Source organism: Celeribacter baekdonensis B30 (assembly GCF_000299875.1).
In the GTDB taxonomy this organism is placed as follows: domain Bacteria; phylum Pseudomonadota; class Alphaproteobacteria; order Rhodobacterales; family Rhodobacteraceae; genus Celeribacter; species Celeribacter baekdonensis_A.
In genome coordinates this window covers 26,934-42,771 of the sequence record NZ_AMRK01000016.1, presented here as the reverse complement: position 1 = coordinate 42,771, position 15,838 = coordinate 26,934, and the positions used below count along the sequence as shown (strand labels likewise).

The following is a 15,838-nucleotide window of genomic DNA, read 5'->3' as shown; positions in this document are numbered from 1 at the left end:
GACTTTCTGATTGAGGAGCGCGTCATGGATCTCACCGTTGGTCTCGATTTCGGCACGTCCAACTCCGCCGTCGGCGTGGCGGTGAATGGGCAGCCTTGGCTGGTCGAACTGGAACCCGGTGAAAAGACTTTGCCGACGGCGGTGTTTTTTGATCCGAAAGGCGGGATGCGGCTTGGCTCTGCCGCCAACCGCGCGCTGATTGACGGCGAAGAGGGGCGCTATATGCGGGCACTCAAATCCGTTCTGGGCACGCCTTTGTTGCGCGAAACCCGGCCCATTGGCGGCAAAAGGCAAAGCCTTTTGGATGTAATCGCGCTGTTCCTGCGTGACTTGCGTGTGCGCACCGAAGATCAACTGCGCAACCCGGTCACTGGTGTGGTCTCTGGCCGGCCGGTGCATTTCCATTCCCGCGATGCCGCGATGGACGCACAGGCCGAACGCGACCTGCGCGAGGCCTATACGATGGCCGGATTTTCCGATATTCGCTTTCTGCCCGAACCCGAAGCGGCGGCGCTTTCTGCACGCGATTTGGCCGCGGGAGAGATCGGTTTGGTGGTGGACATCGGTGGCGGTACGTCCGATTTCACTCTGTTTCGCAAAGCGAATGGCCGCGCCGAGGTCCTCGCCTCCCACGGCATCCGTCTGGGTGGCACGCATTTCGACCGTGCGCTCAGCCTGCGCCACGCCATGCCCTTGCTCGGTGCCGGGACCGAGGTGCGCCGCGCCTTGGCAGAGGGGCGTTTGCCCGTGCCCGCCAGCCTGTTCAACGATCTGGCGACTTGGCAGAAAATCCCGTTTCTCTACACCCGTGACACCCTGTCTCTGGCCCGCGATCTGGCCCGTCACGCGGTTGAACCGGAAAAATTGGTGCGTTTGATCGAGGTGCTTGAGGCCGAGCTCGGCCATGACATCGCCTTTGCCGTGGAAGCGGCCAAGATCGGTGCCAATGGCGGCAAGGATGCGGCCGTGAACCTGTCTTTGGTGGAAAAGGGCCTGTCTGCGCCCTTAACACCTGCCGATTTGGCGGTCTGTTTGGCGGGCAACCGGGCCGAGCTGTCCGAGGCGATCCGAGATACACTCGCACTTGCGGGGCTTGCCCCTGACGCCATTGGTGCGGTGGTTTACGTTGGCGGATCTAGCCTGATGGATGTGGTGGCGCGCGCGACCGAGGAGGTGCTGCCACAGGCGCGGGCCTTGCGTGGCGAGGCCTTCACCGCCGTGATCGACGGGCTGGCCTTGGCCTCATCCGAGGCGCGGCAAGGCGCTTAAACCTCGACCAAGACACAGCCGGGCAAAAGCCGCGCCACATCCTGCGCTGAACAGAGCTGCGTGCCCGCCGTCAGCACAGCAGCCGAGGCCGCAGCCGTGCCAAAACAGAGCGCCTGTTGGAACGTATCGCCCCGCGTCAGGGCCATGGAAAACGCCCCGACAAAACTGTCGCCCGCGCCCACGGCAGAGACCACGTCAGCCGGATCAATGGCGCGCGAGGCGTGCCAGCGGCCTGTGGCATTGGCCAAGGTCGACCCGTCCGATCCGCGCGCCACGATGACATTTTCGGCCACGCCGCGCTCGACCAGGGCCTGCGCGAAATCGGCGGTGTCTGTGCGGGTCGGCAAGGCGCGCCCGGCGAGGTCTTCGGCCTCCACATCATCCATTCGCAACACATAGGGATTGGCCGGATGTTTGACCAATTCATGCAAGGGTGCCCCCGAGGTGTCGACAAAAAGCTGAATGCCATGGGCCGAGAGGCGCCGGGAGAGGCGTGCGGTATAATCTATCGGCACGCCGGGAGGTTGCGAGCCGGACAGCACCACGATCCCGTCAACGGTGGCCGCGGCGGCGATGGCATTGAGCGATTCGTCCACCATGTCGTGGTTCCAATAGGGGCCGGGCATGACAAAGCGGTATTGTTCGCCGGTAGATTGGTCGGTGATCGCCATGGATTGCCGGGTATCGCCGCCGGAGACCGAAAAGGCGGTAAAGCGCACGCGTTCTTCGGCCAAAAGCCGCAACAAAAGCGCCCCTGTTTCGCCACCAACAGCAGTGAACGCCGTGCTTTCCCCGCCCAAAAACCGGATCGCGCGCGACACATTGATGCCGCCGCCGCCGGGGTCCGCCTCAGGAGTTGTGCAGCGCAATTTGGGGCCGGGGGTCACAGAGGCGGCACTGGTGGACAGGTCCACAGTCGGGTTGAGTGTGATCGTGAGGATCTGTGCCATCTGCGTCTCCAATTCTGGGTGAGTCACATTTTACATCACTCTAGGCGTGGTAGCGTTAACATCTTTGATGCAGGTCACGAACAACGATTTTTCATCAATTTTTTCGCAAGCTGCGCGCAACAATTAAGCGGAAAGTAATCTGTGGACGTCAGAAAGCAACGAGACGTGCAATGCATGTTCGAGTTTTAATTTTTAGGGAGATGCAAATGGTTCCTGCTGCAACTGACCCGCGCTGGCAGCGCGTTTTGACCTCGGATGGTGATCTTTCAAGCGCCAGCCTCGCCACAAAAATTCTGATCACGCGCCTGCGGCGCGAGGTGCGCAATGCCCCCGCCGCAATTCAGGAAAAGATTGGCGAACTGCGTGCCTATTTTGAGAAAAACGCCTTTGCCCAAGCCGATTTTGCGGCATTTTGAGAGGATAACGACATGAAGAACTCCATGATGTCTGTGGCAGATGCCACGCGTAAAATCAATGAGGGTGCGGTGCTGCTTTTGGCGGGATCGCAAGAGGCTTTGTCGCAACTGCCGAAAGGCAAATGGATTGGTGGCACCTCGGTTTATTTCGTAACCGAAGAGGGCGGTAAAGTGGATCGCGAAAATGTCTTCGTGACCGAACTTGATCAAGCCACCGATGCGCGCGCCGTGATCTATGCCGGGGATGATCTCGCCAACCTGTCGATGAACCGCTTTGACAACGGCTTGTCGATGATCTTGATCCCGGCCTTCTCACAGGCGCATTCGGAATTTGCCATCAAGGGCGCGGAATTTCCGGGGGTTTTCGACCAGCCGCTTTTGGGCTGGATCACCGGTGTGCATCTGGATGATCTTGGTTCCACCACGCCAAAAATCTTTGACGGCGCAACCGGCGCGTCCTTTGAAGAGGGGGCTGCGGTGCTTCACGTCGAAATGCCTGCGGGCTACGTCGCAGACATTGGTATTCTGAACCTGTTCCAACCCGATACAGAGGCGGATCTCATCACCTTCTCCGAGAACGGTTTCGGTGCAAAAACCGCGTCTGTGAATGGCGAGATCGTTGATTTTGCGGCCTATTTGACGCAAAAAGGCATCGACACGAAATTGCCTTTGGTGGCCAATTACGCTGGCGCTATGGTCAATGTGTCGTTCCAGTCGGTGGATGCAGAAAACGGCGTGGCCTTTTATGCGCCGGTTGTCGCCGGGGCGGAATATCACATTGCCAAGCCGACGGGCGACTATGCGGCCAGTTTCGCTGCAAAAGTTGAAGGCGACGGGGCCAATGAATTGTCCTGCAACTGTATCCTCAATTATCTCTATGGTGAGCTTGAGGGCAAAAGCACGGGCACGTTTACCGGCCCTGCGACCTTTGGTGAGATCGCCTATATCCTGCTCAATCAAACGATGGTGCGCGTCGGCGTTCAGCCTTTGGTACAAAGCGCCGTGGCCTGAATTTATTCCAACAATGGCCGCAGAAGCATCTGCGGCCATTGTTGGCCTGAAATTCGTTGGGGGTCAGCCCTCGATCATGGTCTGATAGGACGCCGGGACATAGTCAAACCCACCATCGCGGGCGGCGACATAGCCAAGCGCCGGGAACGGCATGTGATATCCAATGAAGGGCACGCGATCCGTGGCCATCATGTCCAACATGTTGCGCCGGGTTTGTGCGGCCATGGATTTGTCGGTGTCATAGAGCACCTCCCAATCCGGGTGGGCCAATGAATAGACATAGTGGTTGGCGAAATCGGCGCCCAAAATCAGGCGTTCACCTTCGCTCTCGACGTGAAAGGCCAAATGGCCCGGTGTGTGGCCAAAGGCTTCCATTGCGGTGATGCCGGAGGCCACCGCAGAACCTTCTTTCATCAGGTCGAATTGATCTTGGATTGGGCGGATTTTGGCCTCAAACCCGTCGTTGCCGGACATGTCCCAATGGTCCATTTCAACCTCACCTGTGGAATAGCTGGCATTGGCAAAGGTCGGCGCGCCCTCATAGATGCCGCCAATATGGTCGCCATGCATATGGGTGATCACCACGCGGTCGATTTGATCGGCGGTGTAACCCGCCGCCTCAATCGCGGCAATTGTGCCTGCGGGCGATAGACCGGTGTCAAACAAGATCACCTCTGAGCCGGTGTTGATTAATGTGGGCGTAAAAAAGAACTGCGCCGCATCTGTTGGGATGAAATTGGCCTTCGAGGCGGCCGCAAACTCTTCGTCACTGGCGTTGAGACCAAAGATTTTATGGGGATCTGGCACGGTGCGGGTCCCGGCCAACAAGGTGGTGACTTCGAACGCGCCCAGTTTAAAGCGACGATAGGGGGCCAGGCTTGCACCCATCATCGGCGCATCGGCACGGGCAGAAAAGGGCAAGGCAGAGGCCAAGGGCGTGGCAGCGGCGGCCAAAAGCAGATGGCGGCGAGACAGATAGGGTGTGGTCGTCATGTGCGTCCTCCCGGAACAGGTTTCTCGTGTTGGAAACGGGTTTCGTGAAGGCAAAGATAGCACGGTTTGGGCAAAGCCAAACATGAGATCACGCGGTCGTGAGCGGGGCGTCAGTCCCATTCCCACCATTTGTCTATCGAAGCGATGTCCTCGTCCGACCAGCCAAAATGATGCGCCAATTCATGCACGGTCACATGGGCCACCATTTGCTGCAACGTCACATTGCCACGCGCCGCCCATTCATCCAAAATCGGACGGCGAAACAGCCAAATCGTGTCCGGCGCCGTCGCCTGATCCATGGTCGATTTTTCGGTCATCGGGATTCCGGTGTAAAGCCCGGTCAATTCAAACGGGTCCTCGATACCAATTTCTGCCAACAAATCCTCGGGCGCGAAATCCATCACCGCCAGGCCCAATTGCACGGCCAGCACTTTGAACGCGGGCGGCAGGGCGGCCATGGTGGCGCGGGCGATGTCTTCGATCTGATCAAGGTCGGGGGCAATGGCCGCAAGCGGGGGCAGGGATGGCACGTCTGTCATGGGGCTTTCCTTTGCGGCTTTCTCACATCTGAACACAGGTTGCGATATGGACTCTTTGCCTGCGATATGAAAGAGGAAGCGCAACAGGAGTTCGAAAATGATCGTCACACGTTTCGCCCCGTCTCCCACGGGTTTCATCCATGTCGGCAACCTGCGCACAGCGTTGTTCAACTACCTCATCACGCGCAAGGCCGGGGGGCAGTTTATCCTGCGTCTCGACGACACGGATCAGGAGCGGTCGAAACAGGAATATGCCGATGGGATTCAAGAGGATCTCGAATGGCTGGGCTTCACTTGGGATCGCTTTGAAAAGCAATCCGAGCGCATTGAGCGCTATGAAGAGGCGGCGCAGGAATTGCGCGATAAGGGGCGGTTTTACGAGGCGTTTGAAACGCCGACCGAACTGGATCTGAAGCGCAAGAAATTGCTCAATATGGGCAAGCCGCCTGTTTATGATCGCACCGCACTGACCCTGTCCGATGAGGAAAAAGCCAAACTGCGCGCTGAGCGCGGCAATGGCCATTGGCGGTTTAAGCTGATCCAAGAGCGGATCAACTGGGCCGATGGCATCCTTGGCGATATTTCTATTGATGCGGGCTCGGTCTCCGATCCGGTGCTGATCCGCGGCGACGGGCAGTTTCTCTACACGCTGGCCTCCGTCTGTGATGACGTCGATTTTGGCGTCACCCATATCGTGCGCGGCTCGGATCACGTCACCAACACCGCAACGCAAATTCAGATCATCGAAGCCTTGGGTGGCACTGTGCCGAGCTTTGCTCACCATTCGCTTTTGACGGGGCCGCAAGGCGAGGCGCTGTCCAAACGTCTTGGTACGCTGAGTCTGCGCGACCTGCGTGCGCAAGGTGTTGAACCGATGGCGCTTTTGTCGCTGATGGCGCGGATTGGATCGAGCCAGCCGGTTGAGGTGCGCACGTCCATGGACGAGCTGATCGAGGGCTTTGATCTCTCGACCTTTGGCTCTGCGCCGACGAAATTCGACGTGCAGGACCTGTTCGCCCTGACCGCCCAAGTCAATCACGCCCGTCCTTTTGCGGATGTGGCCGACGAGGTGGCCGCCCTTGGCGTGCCTGCTGAGATTGCCGAACCGTTCTGGACCGTGGTGCGCGAAAACATCACCGTCAAAGCCGATATGAAAGGGTGGTGGGAGCTGTTCCGCGATGGCGCGACGCCGCTGATCTCTGACGAGGACAAGGATTTCATCCCCGCCGCCTATGCGCTTTTGCCGGAACCGCCCTACACCAGCGAGACATGGAAAGAGTGGACCAGCGCCGTCAAAGACGCGACAGGGCGTAAGGGCAAGGGCCTGTTCATGCCGCTGCGCAAGGCGGTGACGGGCATGGAACGCGGGCCGGACATGTCCCATGTCATGCCGTTGATGCAGAAAAAGCCAACGCTTTAAACGCTGCTTTTGAGAAAGACAAACCGCCGCCGGGAGAACCGCGCGGCGGTTTTTTCATGTCGTGTTTCCGATAGGAAACTTCCCCTCTTGCGCCGAATCCACGGCTCGCATATCGTCGCGTTCAATCGCACGTTGGGAGAACGGGAGACTCGCAGGTCAAACCCGTACCGAAGGAGCAACCGCCCCGGTAAACTCTCAGGTAAACGGACCTTCGTGCGCGCAAAACTCTGGAGAGAGGTGCCTGTTTGCAAAGAGGGCATCCGCCGAAGGGATAACGATCTCAGGCGCACAAGACAGAGGGGGCATCGGGCGGGCGTAGACCCGTCAAGGTGCCGGGCGTCATCGACCCTTCGGCTTTATCTTAGGCGCAGACCCTTAGGCGCAATGGCGCAAGGAGACGGAACAGATGAGTGAGATGACGGGGCTCAAACGGACACCGCTTTATGATTTTCATGTCGAGCAGGGCGGCAAAATGGTGCCCTTCGCGGGCTATGACATGCCGGTGCAATATCCGCTGGGCGTGATGAAAGAACATCTGCACACGCGGGCTGAGGCGGGGCTTTTTGATGTCTCACATATGGGGCAGGTGATGTTGACCTCGCCTGAGGGCATCGAGGCGCTGGGTTTGGCGCTTGAGACGCTGGCGCCTGTCGATGTTTTGGCGGTGAAGCCGGGGCGGCAACGCTATGGCGTGTTCACCAATGACGCGGGTGGTATTTTGGATGATCTGATGATTTCCAATACCGGAGACGCGTTGTTCCTTGTGGTCAATGCCGCCTGTAAACAGCAAGACATCGCCCATCTGATCACCCATCTGCCCGGCCATGTCACTGTGACAGAGATCACAAATCGTGCACTTTTGGCGCTGCAAGGCCCGAAAGCCGAAGCTGTTCTTGCACAAATCGTGCCGCAGGTGGCTGAAATGCGGTTCATGGACTCGCTGCGCATTGCTGTGGGCGGTTCCGAGTGGTGGATTTCACGCTCGGGCTACACTGGCGAAGACGGGTTTGAGATTTCTGTGCCAGCGGGTGAGGCGGTCGATTTTGCAAAGACATTGGTCGCGATGGATGCGGTCGAACTCATCGGTCTTGGCGCGCGCGACAGCCTGCGACTTGAGGCCGGGCTGTGTCTCTATGGTCATGACATCGACAGCACCACCTCACCGGTCGAGGGCAATATCGCTTGGGCGATGCAAAAGACGCGCCGTTCCGGGGGCGCACGCGCGGGCGGTTTCCCCGGCGCGGATCGCATCCTGTCTGAACTGCACAACGGCGCGGAGCGCAAGCGCGTCGGGCTTTTGCCGCAAGGCCGTGCGCCGATGCGCGAAGGCACGCCGTTGTTTGCCACCAGTGAGAGCGCGGATCAGATCGGTGTGATCACCTCGGGAGGCTTCGGCCCCTCGGTGGAACGCCCCATCGCAATGGGCTACCTGCCCGCAGAGTTCACAAAAATCGGCACCGAAATCTATGCGGAATTGCGCGGCAAACGGCTGCCCGTTACGGTCGCGGATATGCCGTTCCGGCCTTCCACTTACAAACGCTAAATTGATCAAAGGGACACTCCCACATGGCACTTGAAACCAAATTCACCGAAGAACACGAATGGCTGCGCATCGAGGACGATTTGGTCGTCGTCGGCATCACCGAACATGCCGCCACGCAATTGGGCGATGTCGTGTTCATCGAACTGCCGGATGAGGGCACCGTGGTGTCGAAAGACGACGAAGTGGTGGTGATCGAGTCCGTGAAAGCGGCCTCCGATATTCTCGCGCCTTTGGACGGCGAGATCGTTGAGGTCAACGAAGCGCTGGCCAATGATCCGGGCAAGGTGAACGAAGACCCTCTGGGCGACGCTTGGTTTTTCAAGATGAAGATCGAAGACCTGTCCGAGCTCGACGACTACATGTCCGAAGCTGAATACAAAACCTATATCGGCTGAGGAGCATCAGGCGTGGCCTATACCCCATCGACGTACAATCCCTACGATTTTGCCAACCGCCGTCACATTGGTCCCTCGCCTGAGGAGATGGACGCGATGTTGGCGGTGATCGGCGCGCCCTCTTTGGATGCGCTGATTGACGAGACAGTGCCCATGGGCATTCGGCAGATGGAGCCTTTGAACTGGGCGCCGATGACTGAACACGAGGTTCTGGGTCACATTCGCAAAGTGGCGAAACAGAACGTGGTGATGACCTCGCTCATCGGTCAGGGGTTTTACGGGACGGTCACGCCGCCCGCGATTCAGCGCAATATTTTGGAAAATCCGGCGTGGTATACGGCCTATACGCCCTATCAGCCGGAGATCGCGCAGGGGCGTCTTGAGGCGCTGTTGAATTTCCAAACCATGGTGTCCGATATGACCGGATTGCCGGTCGCCAACGCATCTTTGTTGGACGAAGCCACTGCCTGCGCCGAGGCAATGACCATGGCGCAGCGCGTGTCGAAATCGAAAATGACGCGGTTCTTTGTCGATGAAAACTGCCATCCGCAAAACATCGCAGTGATGCAGACCCGCGCCGCGCCTTTGGGCATCGAGATCGTTATGGGGGACCCGCGCGATCTGGACCCGGCCAAAGTCTTTGGCGCAATCTTCCAATATCCGGGTACCTACGGCGTGGTCACGGATTTCACGCCACAGATCGCAGCCCTGCATGAGGCCAAAGCCGTGGCAATCATGGCGACCGATTTGATGGCGCTGACGTTGCTCAAAGACCCCGGCGCAATGGACGCCGATATTGCCGTCGGCTCGGCGCAACGCTTTGGTGTTCCGATGGGGTTTGGTGGCCCGCACGCGGCCTTTATGTCCTGCAAGGACGAGATGAAACGTGCCATGCCGGGGCGGATTGTTGGCGTCTCTGTCGACGCCGCAGGCAACCGTGCCTATCGCCTGTCGCTTCAGACCCGCGAACAACATATCCGGCGTGAAAAGGCGACCTCCAACGTCTGTACCGCACAGGCTTTGCTCGCCGTTATGGCCTCGTTTTATGCGGTGTTTCATGGCCCTGCGGGCCTGCGTGCCATTGGCGAAATGATCCATTTCAACGCGGTGCGTCTGGCCGAAGGCCTCAAATCCGCCGGTTTCAAAATCGCCCCTGCGGCGTTTTATGACACGTTCACGGTGGAGGTCGGCGCGATGCAGGGTGTGATCCTGCGTTCGGCGATGGCCGAGGGGATCAACCTGCGCAAGGTCGGCACGGATAAGATCGGCATTTCGGTCGACGAGCTGACCTCGCCCGAAATCATCGCCCAGGTCTGGCGCGCCTTTGGCTCTGACGCCGAGGTGCCGGGCGGCTTTCCGGGGCTTGGGGTCCCGGAAAAAATGCTGCGCAAAAGCAGTTACTTGAGCCATCCGATTTTCGGGATGAACCGAGCCGAAGGCGAAATGATGCGCTATATGCGGCGTTTGGCGGATCGGGATTTGGCGCTCGATCGCGCGATGATCCCGCTGGGCTCTTGCACGATGAAACTCAACGCCGCCGTCGAAATGATGCCGATCACTTGGCCGGAATTCAACGCGATCCACCCCTTTGCCCCCGAAGATCAATCCGAAGGCTATGCCTTTATGATCAAAGACTTGGCGGACAAACTGTGTGACATCACCGGCTATGACGCCATGTCGATGCAGCCGAATTCCGGCGCGCAGGGCGAATATGCCGGGCTGTTGACGATTATGGCCTATCACCGTGCCAACGGGCAGGGCGGGCGCAACATTTGCCTCATTCCGATGTCGGCGCATGGCACCAACCCGGCCTCGGCCCAGATGGTCGGTCTCAAGGTGGTGGTGGTGAACACGGCGGCCAATGGCGATATTGATCTTGAGGATTTCCGCGCCAAAGCCGAAGCGGCGGGGGACAAACTGGCCGCCTGTATGATCACCTATCCCTCGACCCATGGCGTGTTCGAGGAGACAGTGAAGGAGGTCTGCCAGATCACCCATGATCACGGCGGACAGGTCTATCTCGATGGCGCGAACCTCAATGCGTTGGTGGGCTTGGCCAAACCCGGCGACATTGGTTCGGACGTCAGCCATCTCAACCTGCACAAAACGTTCTGTATCCCGCATGGTGGCGGAGGTCCGGGTATGGGGCCGATTGGGGTCAAGGCGCATTTGGAACGGTTCTTGCCGGGTCATCCTGAGACCGGTGGCGAGACCGGTCCGGTGTCGGCCGCACCTTATGGCTCGGCCTCGATCCTGCCGATCTCATGGGCGTACTGCATGCTCATGGGCGGTGCGGGGCTGACGCAGGCGACCAAGGTGGCGATCCTAAACGCCAACTATATCGCCGCGCGTTTGGATGCGGCGTTTCCGGTGCTCTATAAGGGCAAACAGGGGCGCGTGGCGCATGAATGTATCGTCGATCCGCGCGGGTTTGAAAAGCCGACAGGCGTGACCGTGGATGACATCGCCAAGCGTCTGGTCGACAGCGGATTTCACGCGCCGACCATGTCGTTCCCGGTGCCCGGCACGCTGATGATCGAACCGACCGAGTCAGAGACCAAAGCCGAGTTGGATCGGTTTTGCGAGGCGATGCTGTCGATCCGTTCCGAGATTGCCCAGATCGAAAACGGTGAACTGCCGCAGGACAACAACCCGCTCAAACATGCGCCGCATACGGTCAATGATCTGGTTGCTGAATGGGATCGTCCCTATTCGCGTGAACAGGGCTGTTTCCCGCCGGGATCGTTCCGGGTCGACAAATATTGGCCGCCTGTGGGCCGGGTCGACAACGCCTATGGCGACCGCAATCTGATCTGTCTCTGCCCGCCGCCGGAGCATTATATCGAAGCGGCAGACTGATCATTTGCGCCGCGGGAGGTCGTCCAGATCAAAGGACACCCCCTGCGGCGCGAGCCAGGCGTTAAAGCGGGCGATTTTTTCGTCCAATGAACAGGTCTTTGCCTGTGGTTCCATCTCTTTGGCATAGGTGTCACGCAATTGTGCCTGAACCTCGGGCGGCAGGGTTTTGAACGGTGTCATTTTGACCTCTTGAACAGGGCAGGGGCAGGGTACATATATTCCTTAACTGGAATGTGAAAAGCCCGAATATGAAAAGGAGGCCATCATGGCCGCGACTTTGCAAAAAGATGCCGTCAAACTCGCCTGTGCCACCTGTGGTCAGGTCAACCGTGTGCCAACCGACAAACTCAGCGCCGGGCCGAAATGCGGCACCTGTGGCGAGCCGTTGATGTCCGGCAAAGTGGCGGAGCTGGACCCGAAGGGGCTGACAGCGCTGTCGAAAAAGGACGACCTGCCGGTCTTGGTGGATTTCTGGGCGCCGTGGTGCGGCCCCTGCCGGATGATGGCGCCAGAATTTGCGAAAGCGGCGCAGGAGCTGAAAGGCCGTGCGCGTTTTGCCAAGATCAACACTGAGGAGCACCCGAAAGTGTCGATGCAAAACGGCATCCGGGGGATTCCGGCGCTGATCCTGTACCAAGGCGGCCAAGAGGTGGCGCGCATTGCAGGTGCCCGTCCGGCGCGTGATATTGTGGCCTTTGTGGTGGAAAACGGCAAACTGCCCGCCTGATATCTGGCGCGATGGGCGTGACAGTCTGGCGCAGAACCCTCTCCCATGCCCGTCTTGACTTTGGCGTCGGAGAGGGACAAAAATCGCGCCATATGGGGTTGTAGCTCAGTTGGGAGAGCGCGTCGTTCGCAATGACGAGGTCGTCGGTTCGATCCCGATCAACTCCACCAAAATCTCAGTTTGTCATTGTCATTGGACCATAAGAGTGCATTTTTGGAGCATAAACGTGCATCTCAGTGTCAAGAAAATTCTGAAACACAAGATATAGTAGCTGTTTCGCAGGTCCAACACAAACGCGCTCCGTTTTACGCTCTCTCCGAAAGGTCTCCGATGTCCGAAAATCGCTATGGCGTGATCTCTGGAGTGCGAAGCGCGGAGGATCGGCAGCTCGCGATTGCACGGCTTGAAGCGGAAGGTGTTCCGACGGAGCGGATTCTCGCGACCGACCCAGAAGAGCCAAATGCACCGCCCGTCTGGCTTAACGATCTGAGTGCAGACGCGGAACTCATCGCCCCGTCTCTGAGCGACCTCAATCTTTCAACACAAGGCATCGCCGCCACGGTCGAGGCAGCGCGGGAGTTGGGCATTCATGTTCGCTGCCTTGATGAGGCATTCGACAGCCGAAACGATTGGCAGTCCCAAATCGGCACTCTGCTGACCGCCCTCAACCGCCTCGACCGCAAAGGCTTCTCCGACCGGACCAAGATCGCGCTGCAAGAGGCCAAGGCCCGTGGCCAACGTCTGGGGCGCATGCCGAGCATGACAGACCTGCGAAAAGCCGTCGCCATCCAAATGATTGAGGCCGGGTACAAAAGGGACAAAAATATGGAAAACCCTCGCGGTTCTGGAAGGCCCGCCGATCAGCCAATCAGCCTATTACCTCTGGCAGAAAACGTGGTAGGCTGAGAGGGAGTGATCAGACACGAGGGGCGGATTGTGTTGAAAAACTCTCATGCAGCGCTTTGGGGCCAATTGGCAGAACAATATTCCGAATTATTCAAATTCTAGCAGCATCACGGGGTGCGGAATTGGACTCTTTCAAGTCTATCCTGAAATCCGAGATCCGGCCTTTCTTGCTGGTATTGTCGGGCATCCCTGAGCTGGATGACAATATCCAGAACTTTGAGCAGCTGGGCCGGAAGGTGGGGAAAACGGAACCTCGAAGATTGCGGAAGAGCCTGCTTTGCGCATGCTTCTCCTTGTTCTGTCTCTTATTGTTTTGGATTTCTGGGTAAGACGTCATCTCCGCCATTACTCATGGCAACGCATTGGGTCTTAAGGAGATGCGTCCGTCTTCCTCAGCCAGCGCCGCCAAGTCATTGAGGCGCTGAGCGCAGGCTTTGTGTCGATCCGGTTCAGGTCAGGAAAAATTGCGAGAACATCGGTTCGGCGGCGGCCCCGATCACGCGGGCATTGCCGCCGATTTGGGCGGGTTCGATCCGGGGTGTGATCAAGCCGCGCAGATCGAGCGCCTGAAGTTCCGTGCGGGTTTCGGCCACAAGCCGCTCGCGTACGTCGGCGGGAAAGGCTCCGTCGATCAACACCGCTTCGAAATCAATCACGCTACAGACCGTGCGGCTGGCGGAGGCAAGGGCCTTGGCGGACTGGGTGATCCAGTCATCCAAATCTGTGCCAAAGCCGGTCCAATCTTGTGGCATGCGCCACATCGCGGCGGTGTCGCCCCCGGCTTTAAGCACGGCGGCCTCTAACAGATAGAGCGAGGCGGCGTCGATCAATTGCACCTCTTTGCCCTCGGCGGTGATGTGGGGCAGGGAGCCAAAAGCCCCGGCATTGTGTTGCCGGCCTTCGACGACCGAGGAGGCCATGACAATGCCGCCGCCGATGAAGGAGCCAATGAAGAAATAGGCGTAGTCGGAAAAGGCGCGTCCGCGGCCAAAAAAATGTTCGGCGCGGCAGGCGGCCGTGGCGTCATTGTCGGTATATTGCGGCAGGTCGGAGAATGTCGCGATCTCTGTTGCAAAGTCGATTTCGCGCCAAATGTTGAAATCCTCCGGCGCGCCCAAAGCGTCGCTCCAGCGCCAAATTTCCGACGGCGCCGCGACGCCAATGCCGCACAGGCGCTTGCGTTGATAGGGGGTCAACGCCCCGGCGAGCGCCTCCATACCCTCACGCAAAAAGGTAAAGATTTGGTCGGGCATCGGATAACGGTAGGTGATCAAGCGCTGTTCCAACACTCGGCCAGACAGATCCATCACCGCCAAATCTGACGAGCGTCGCCCGATTTTAAGGCCAAACGACAGCGCTCCGTCCGAGTCGATTTCCATCGGAATTGAGGGCTTTCCTACCTTGCCACGCTTAGGGGTTCCGCGTTTGAGAAAGCCTTCATTTTCAAGTTTTCTCAATATGTTAGATACGGTTTGAGCCGAAAGATCAGTGCGCTTGGCAAGCTCGCTTCCGGGCATGCCTCCATGGCGTTGAATGAGCGAGAGGATCAGTCTTTCGTTGATCTCACGCACGCCAATCTGATTGACGCCGGATCGAAGCTGGCGCACCTCAATATCATTCATCTGTCGTCCTCCCGTAGGTCATATTGTCGAACTCGCATTAATAAATCAAATGGATTTATTTATTGACGGGACGTTAGGAATCATGTCTTTTCACCGTGAGCCGCTCGGAGGAAGTGGTGAGAGTGATGCGTGATCCTGTAAAGGCAGCGCGACGATATTTTGGGAGGACGACCATGAAAAAACTTCTGACTGGAAGCGCAATTGCGCTGGCTTTGACGGCATCCGGGGCCTTTGCTGAGGACATCAGCGCATGCCTTGTGACCAAGACGGACACCAACCCTTTCTTTGTGAAAATGAAAGAGGGTGCAAGCGCGCAAGCCGAGGCTTTGGGCATCAAACTCAATACTTATGCGGGCAAACTTGACGGTGATGTGGAAACACAAATCGCAGCCGTTGAATCCTGTATCGCAGGGGGTGCCAAAGGCATCCTGATCACCCCGTCTGACAGCCGCGCCTTGGCACCTGTCGTGACCCAGGCCCGCGAAGCCGGTCTATTGGTGATCGCGCTCGACACCCCGTTTGAGCCGACCGACACCGCAGACGCGACCTTTGCCACCGACAACTTTTTGGCTGGCGAATTGATCGGCCAATGGGCGGCGGCGAAAATGGGCGATACGTCCAAGGCGAAAATCGCGCTTTTGGACCTCAATCCCTCCGAAGTGTCCGTCGATTACCTGCGTGACAACGGCTTCTTGCAGGGGTTTGGCGTCGACATCAAAGACCCGAAAGACATCGGTGACGAAGACGACGAGCGCATCGTTGGCAATGACGTGACCAACGGCAACGAAGAGGGCGGTCGCACTGCGATGGAGAACCTGCTGCAAAAAGACAGCGGCGTGAATGTGGTTTACACCATCAACGAACCGGCCGCAGCTGGAGCTTATGAAGCGCTCAAATCCATGGGCCTTGAGTCTCAGGCCTTGATCGTGTCGGTCGATGGCGGTTGCCCCGGCGTGCAAAACGTCAAGGACGGCGTGATCGGCGCGACCTCCATGCAGTTCCCGTTGTTGATGGCCTCCAAAGGCATCGAGGCGATCAAAGCCTATGCCGACACGGGCAAAAAGCCGATGAACTCCGAAGGTCTCGATTTCTTCAACACGGGTGTTGAGCTTGTCACCGATCAACCGGTCGAAGGTATCCCGTCGATCACCTCCGAAGAAGCGCTCGGCAAGTGCTGGGGCTGATCTG

Annotated in this window: 15 protein-coding genes, 1 tRNA gene and 2 riboswitches; of the genes, 11 read left to right on the top strand and 5 right to left on the bottom strand. The window is 58.4% G+C overall.

All coding sequences use genetic code 11. The features are described from left to right. Positions 1–24: 24 nt before the first annotated feature. Positions 25–1,269 carry an Hsp70 family protein gene (locus B30_RS19265; protein WP_009573870.1) on the top strand — a complete coding sequence of 415 codons (1,245 nt, stop codon included), beginning with the start codon at positions 25–27 and terminating at the stop codon, positions 1,267–1,269. On the opposite strand, the gene B30_RS19260 is transcribed toward B30_RS19265, so the two are convergent. After that, the gene (locus B30_RS19260; protein ID WP_009573869.1) at positions 1,266–2,219 is read right to left on the bottom strand and encodes a 1-phosphofructokinase family hexose kinase; all 954 of its coding nucleotides are present in this window, start codon (positions 2,217–2,219) and stop codon (positions 1,266–1,268) included. The two genes, B30_RS19265 and B30_RS19260, sit on opposite strands and share 4 nt — an antisense overlap. Positions 2,220–2,425: 206 nt before the next feature. Between B30_RS19260 and B30_RS19255 the strand changes: the two genes are divergently transcribed. Next, positions 2,426–2,635: a hypothetical protein gene (locus tag B30_RS19255; RefSeq protein ID WP_009573868.1), complete on the top strand. Its 210-nt coding sequence runs from the start codon at positions 2,426–2,428 to the stop codon at positions 2,633–2,635. 12 nt (positions 2,636–2,647) lie between these two features. Continuing rightward, the gene (locus B30_RS19250) at positions 2,648–3,646 is read left to right on the top strand and encodes a DUF6976 family protein (protein WP_009573867.1); all 999 of its coding nucleotides are present in this window, start codon (positions 2,648–2,650) and stop codon (positions 3,644–3,646) included. A 63-nt stretch (positions 3,647–3,709) separates the two neighbouring features. Here the strand turns inward: B30_RS19250 and B30_RS19245 are convergent, their stop codons facing one another. Next, the gene (locus tag B30_RS19245; RefSeq protein ID WP_009573866.1) at positions 3,710–4,639 is read right to left on the bottom strand and encodes an MBL fold metallo-hydrolase; all 930 of its coding nucleotides are present in this window, start codon (positions 4,637–4,639) and stop codon (positions 3,710–3,712) included. Between the two features lie 110 nt (positions 4,640–4,749). Then, on the bottom strand, positions 4,750–5,178 hold the full coding sequence (locus B30_RS19240) for a metallopeptidase family protein (protein ID WP_009573865.1): 429 nt from the start codon (positions 5,176–5,178) through the stop codon (positions 4,750–4,752). A 97-nt stretch (positions 5,179–5,275) separates the two neighbouring features. On the opposite strand from B30_RS19240, the gene gltX reads away from it, so the two are divergent. The 4 genes from gltX (at position 5,276) to gcvP (ending at position 11,395) form a co-directional block, all read left to right on the top strand. Further along, positions 5,276–6,598: a glutamate--tRNA ligase gene (gene gltX / locus B30_RS19235; RefSeq protein ID WP_009573864.1), complete on the top strand. Its 1,323-nt coding sequence runs from the start codon at positions 5,276–5,278 to the stop codon at positions 6,596–6,598. A 128-nt stretch (positions 6,599–6,726) separates the two neighbouring features. Then, positions 6,727–6,814: riboswitch (glycine riboswitch) on the top strand. A 1-nt stretch (position 6,815) separates the two neighbouring features. Continuing rightward, positions 6,816–6,905: riboswitch (glycine riboswitch) on the top strand. A 108-nt stretch (positions 6,906–7,013) separates the two neighbouring features. Next, complete coding sequence (gene gcvT / locus B30_RS19230; RefSeq protein WP_040403005.1) at positions 7,014–8,141, top strand: glycine cleavage system aminomethyltransferase GcvT; 1,128 nt, start codon at positions 7,014–7,016, stop codon at positions 8,139–8,141. A gap of 23 nt (positions 8,142–8,164) precedes the next feature. Further along, complete coding sequence (gcvH, locus tag B30_RS19225) at positions 8,165–8,536, top strand: glycine cleavage system protein GcvH (RefSeq protein ID WP_009573862.1); 372 nt, start codon at positions 8,165–8,167, stop codon at positions 8,534–8,536. A gap of 12 nt (positions 8,537–8,548) precedes the next feature. Further along, complete coding sequence (gene gcvP, locus B30_RS19220; protein ID WP_009573861.1) at positions 8,549–11,395, top strand: aminomethyl-transferring glycine dehydrogenase; 2,847 nt, start codon at positions 8,549–8,551, stop codon at positions 11,393–11,395. On the opposite strand, the gene B30_RS19215 is transcribed toward gcvP, so the two are convergent. Further along, entirely contained in the window at positions 11,396–11,575 is a 180-nt protein-coding gene (locus B30_RS19215; RefSeq protein WP_009573860.1) for a hypothetical protein, read from the bottom strand. It abuts the gene before it with no gap. Positions 11,576–11,660: 85 nt separating this feature from the next. Between B30_RS19215 and trxC the strand changes: the two genes are divergently transcribed. The 3 genes from trxC to B30_RS19200 all read left to right on the top strand — a co-directional run bounded on the left by trxC (position 11,661) and on the right by B30_RS19200 (position 13,028). Continuing rightward, a complete protein-coding gene (gene trxC, locus B30_RS19210) occupies positions 11,661–12,122 on the top strand; it encodes a thioredoxin TrxC (RefSeq protein ID WP_009573859.1) in 462 nt (153 codons plus the stop codon). A 94-nt stretch (positions 12,123–12,216) separates the two neighbouring features. Next, a tRNA-Ala gene (locus B30_RS19205) sits at positions 12,217–12,292 on the top strand. Between the two features lie 160 nt (positions 12,293–12,452). Continuing rightward, entirely contained in the window at positions 12,453–13,028 is a 576-nt protein-coding gene (locus B30_RS19200) for a recombinase family protein (protein ID WP_009573858.1), read from the top strand. Between the two features lie 449 nt (positions 13,029–13,477). On the opposite strand, the gene B30_RS19195 is transcribed toward B30_RS19200, so the two are convergent. Next, positions 13,478–14,650, bottom strand: a complete 1,173-nt coding sequence (locus B30_RS19195; RefSeq protein ID WP_009573857.1) for an ROK family transcriptional regulator — start codon at positions 14,648–14,650, stop codon at positions 13,478–13,480. Between the two features lie 173 nt (positions 14,651–14,823). On the opposite strand from B30_RS19195, the gene B30_RS19190 reads away from it, so the two are divergent. After that, entirely contained in the window at positions 14,824–15,834 is a 1,011-nt protein-coding gene (locus B30_RS19190; RefSeq protein ID WP_009573856.1) for a sugar ABC transporter substrate-binding protein, read from the top strand. Positions 15,835–15,838 lie beyond the last annotated feature (4 nt).

Bases quoted from the DNA above. Each gene is read 5' to 3' on its own strand.
- B30_RS19265 (WP_009573870.1), top strand. From the start codon at position 25: ATGGATCTCACCGTTGGTCTCGATTTCGGCACGTCCAACTCCGCCGTC.
- B30_RS19260 (WP_009573869.1), bottom strand. From the start codon at position 2,219: ATGGCACAGATCCTCACGATCACACTCAACCCGACTGTGGACCTGTCC.
- B30_RS19255 (WP_009573868.1), top strand. From the start codon at position 2,426: ATGGTTCCTGCTGCAACTGACCCGCGCTGGCAGCGCGTTTTGACCTCG.
- B30_RS19250 (WP_009573867.1), top strand. From the start codon at position 2,648: ATGAAGAACTCCATGATGTCTGTGGCAGATGCCACGCGTAAAATCAAT.
- B30_RS19245 (WP_009573866.1), bottom strand. From the start codon at position 4,639: ATGACGACCACACCCTATCTGTCTCGCCGCCATCTGCTTTTGGCCGCC.
- B30_RS19240 (WP_009573865.1), bottom strand. From the start codon at position 5,178: ATGACAGACGTGCCATCCCTGCCCCCGCTTGCGGCCATTGCCCCCGAC.
- gltX (WP_009573864.1), top strand. From the start codon at position 5,276: ATGATCGTCACACGTTTCGCCCCGTCTCCCACGGGTTTCATCCATGTC.
- gcvT (WP_040403005.1), top strand. From the start codon at position 7,014: ATGACGGGGCTCAAACGGACACCGCTTTATGATTTTCATGTCGAGCAG.
- gcvH (WP_009573862.1), top strand. From the start codon at position 8,165: ATGGCACTTGAAACCAAATTCACCGAAGAACACGAATGGCTGCGCATC.
- B30_RS19215 (WP_009573860.1), bottom strand. From the start codon at position 11,575: ATGACACCGTTCAAAACCCTGCCGCCCGAGGTTCAGGCACAATTGCGT.
- trxC (WP_009573859.1), top strand. From the start codon at position 11,661: ATGGCCGCGACTTTGCAAAAAGATGCCGTCAAACTCGCCTGTGCCACC.
- B30_RS19200 (WP_009573858.1), top strand. From the start codon at position 12,453: ATGTCCGAAAATCGCTATGGCGTGATCTCTGGAGTGCGAAGCGCGGAG.
- B30_RS19195 (WP_009573857.1), bottom strand. From the start codon at position 14,650: ATGAATGATATTGAGGTGCGCCAGCTTCGATCCGGCGTCAATCAGATT.
- B30_RS19190 (WP_009573856.1), top strand. From the start codon at position 14,824: ATGAAAAAACTTCTGACTGGAAGCGCAATTGCGCTGGCTTTGACGGCA.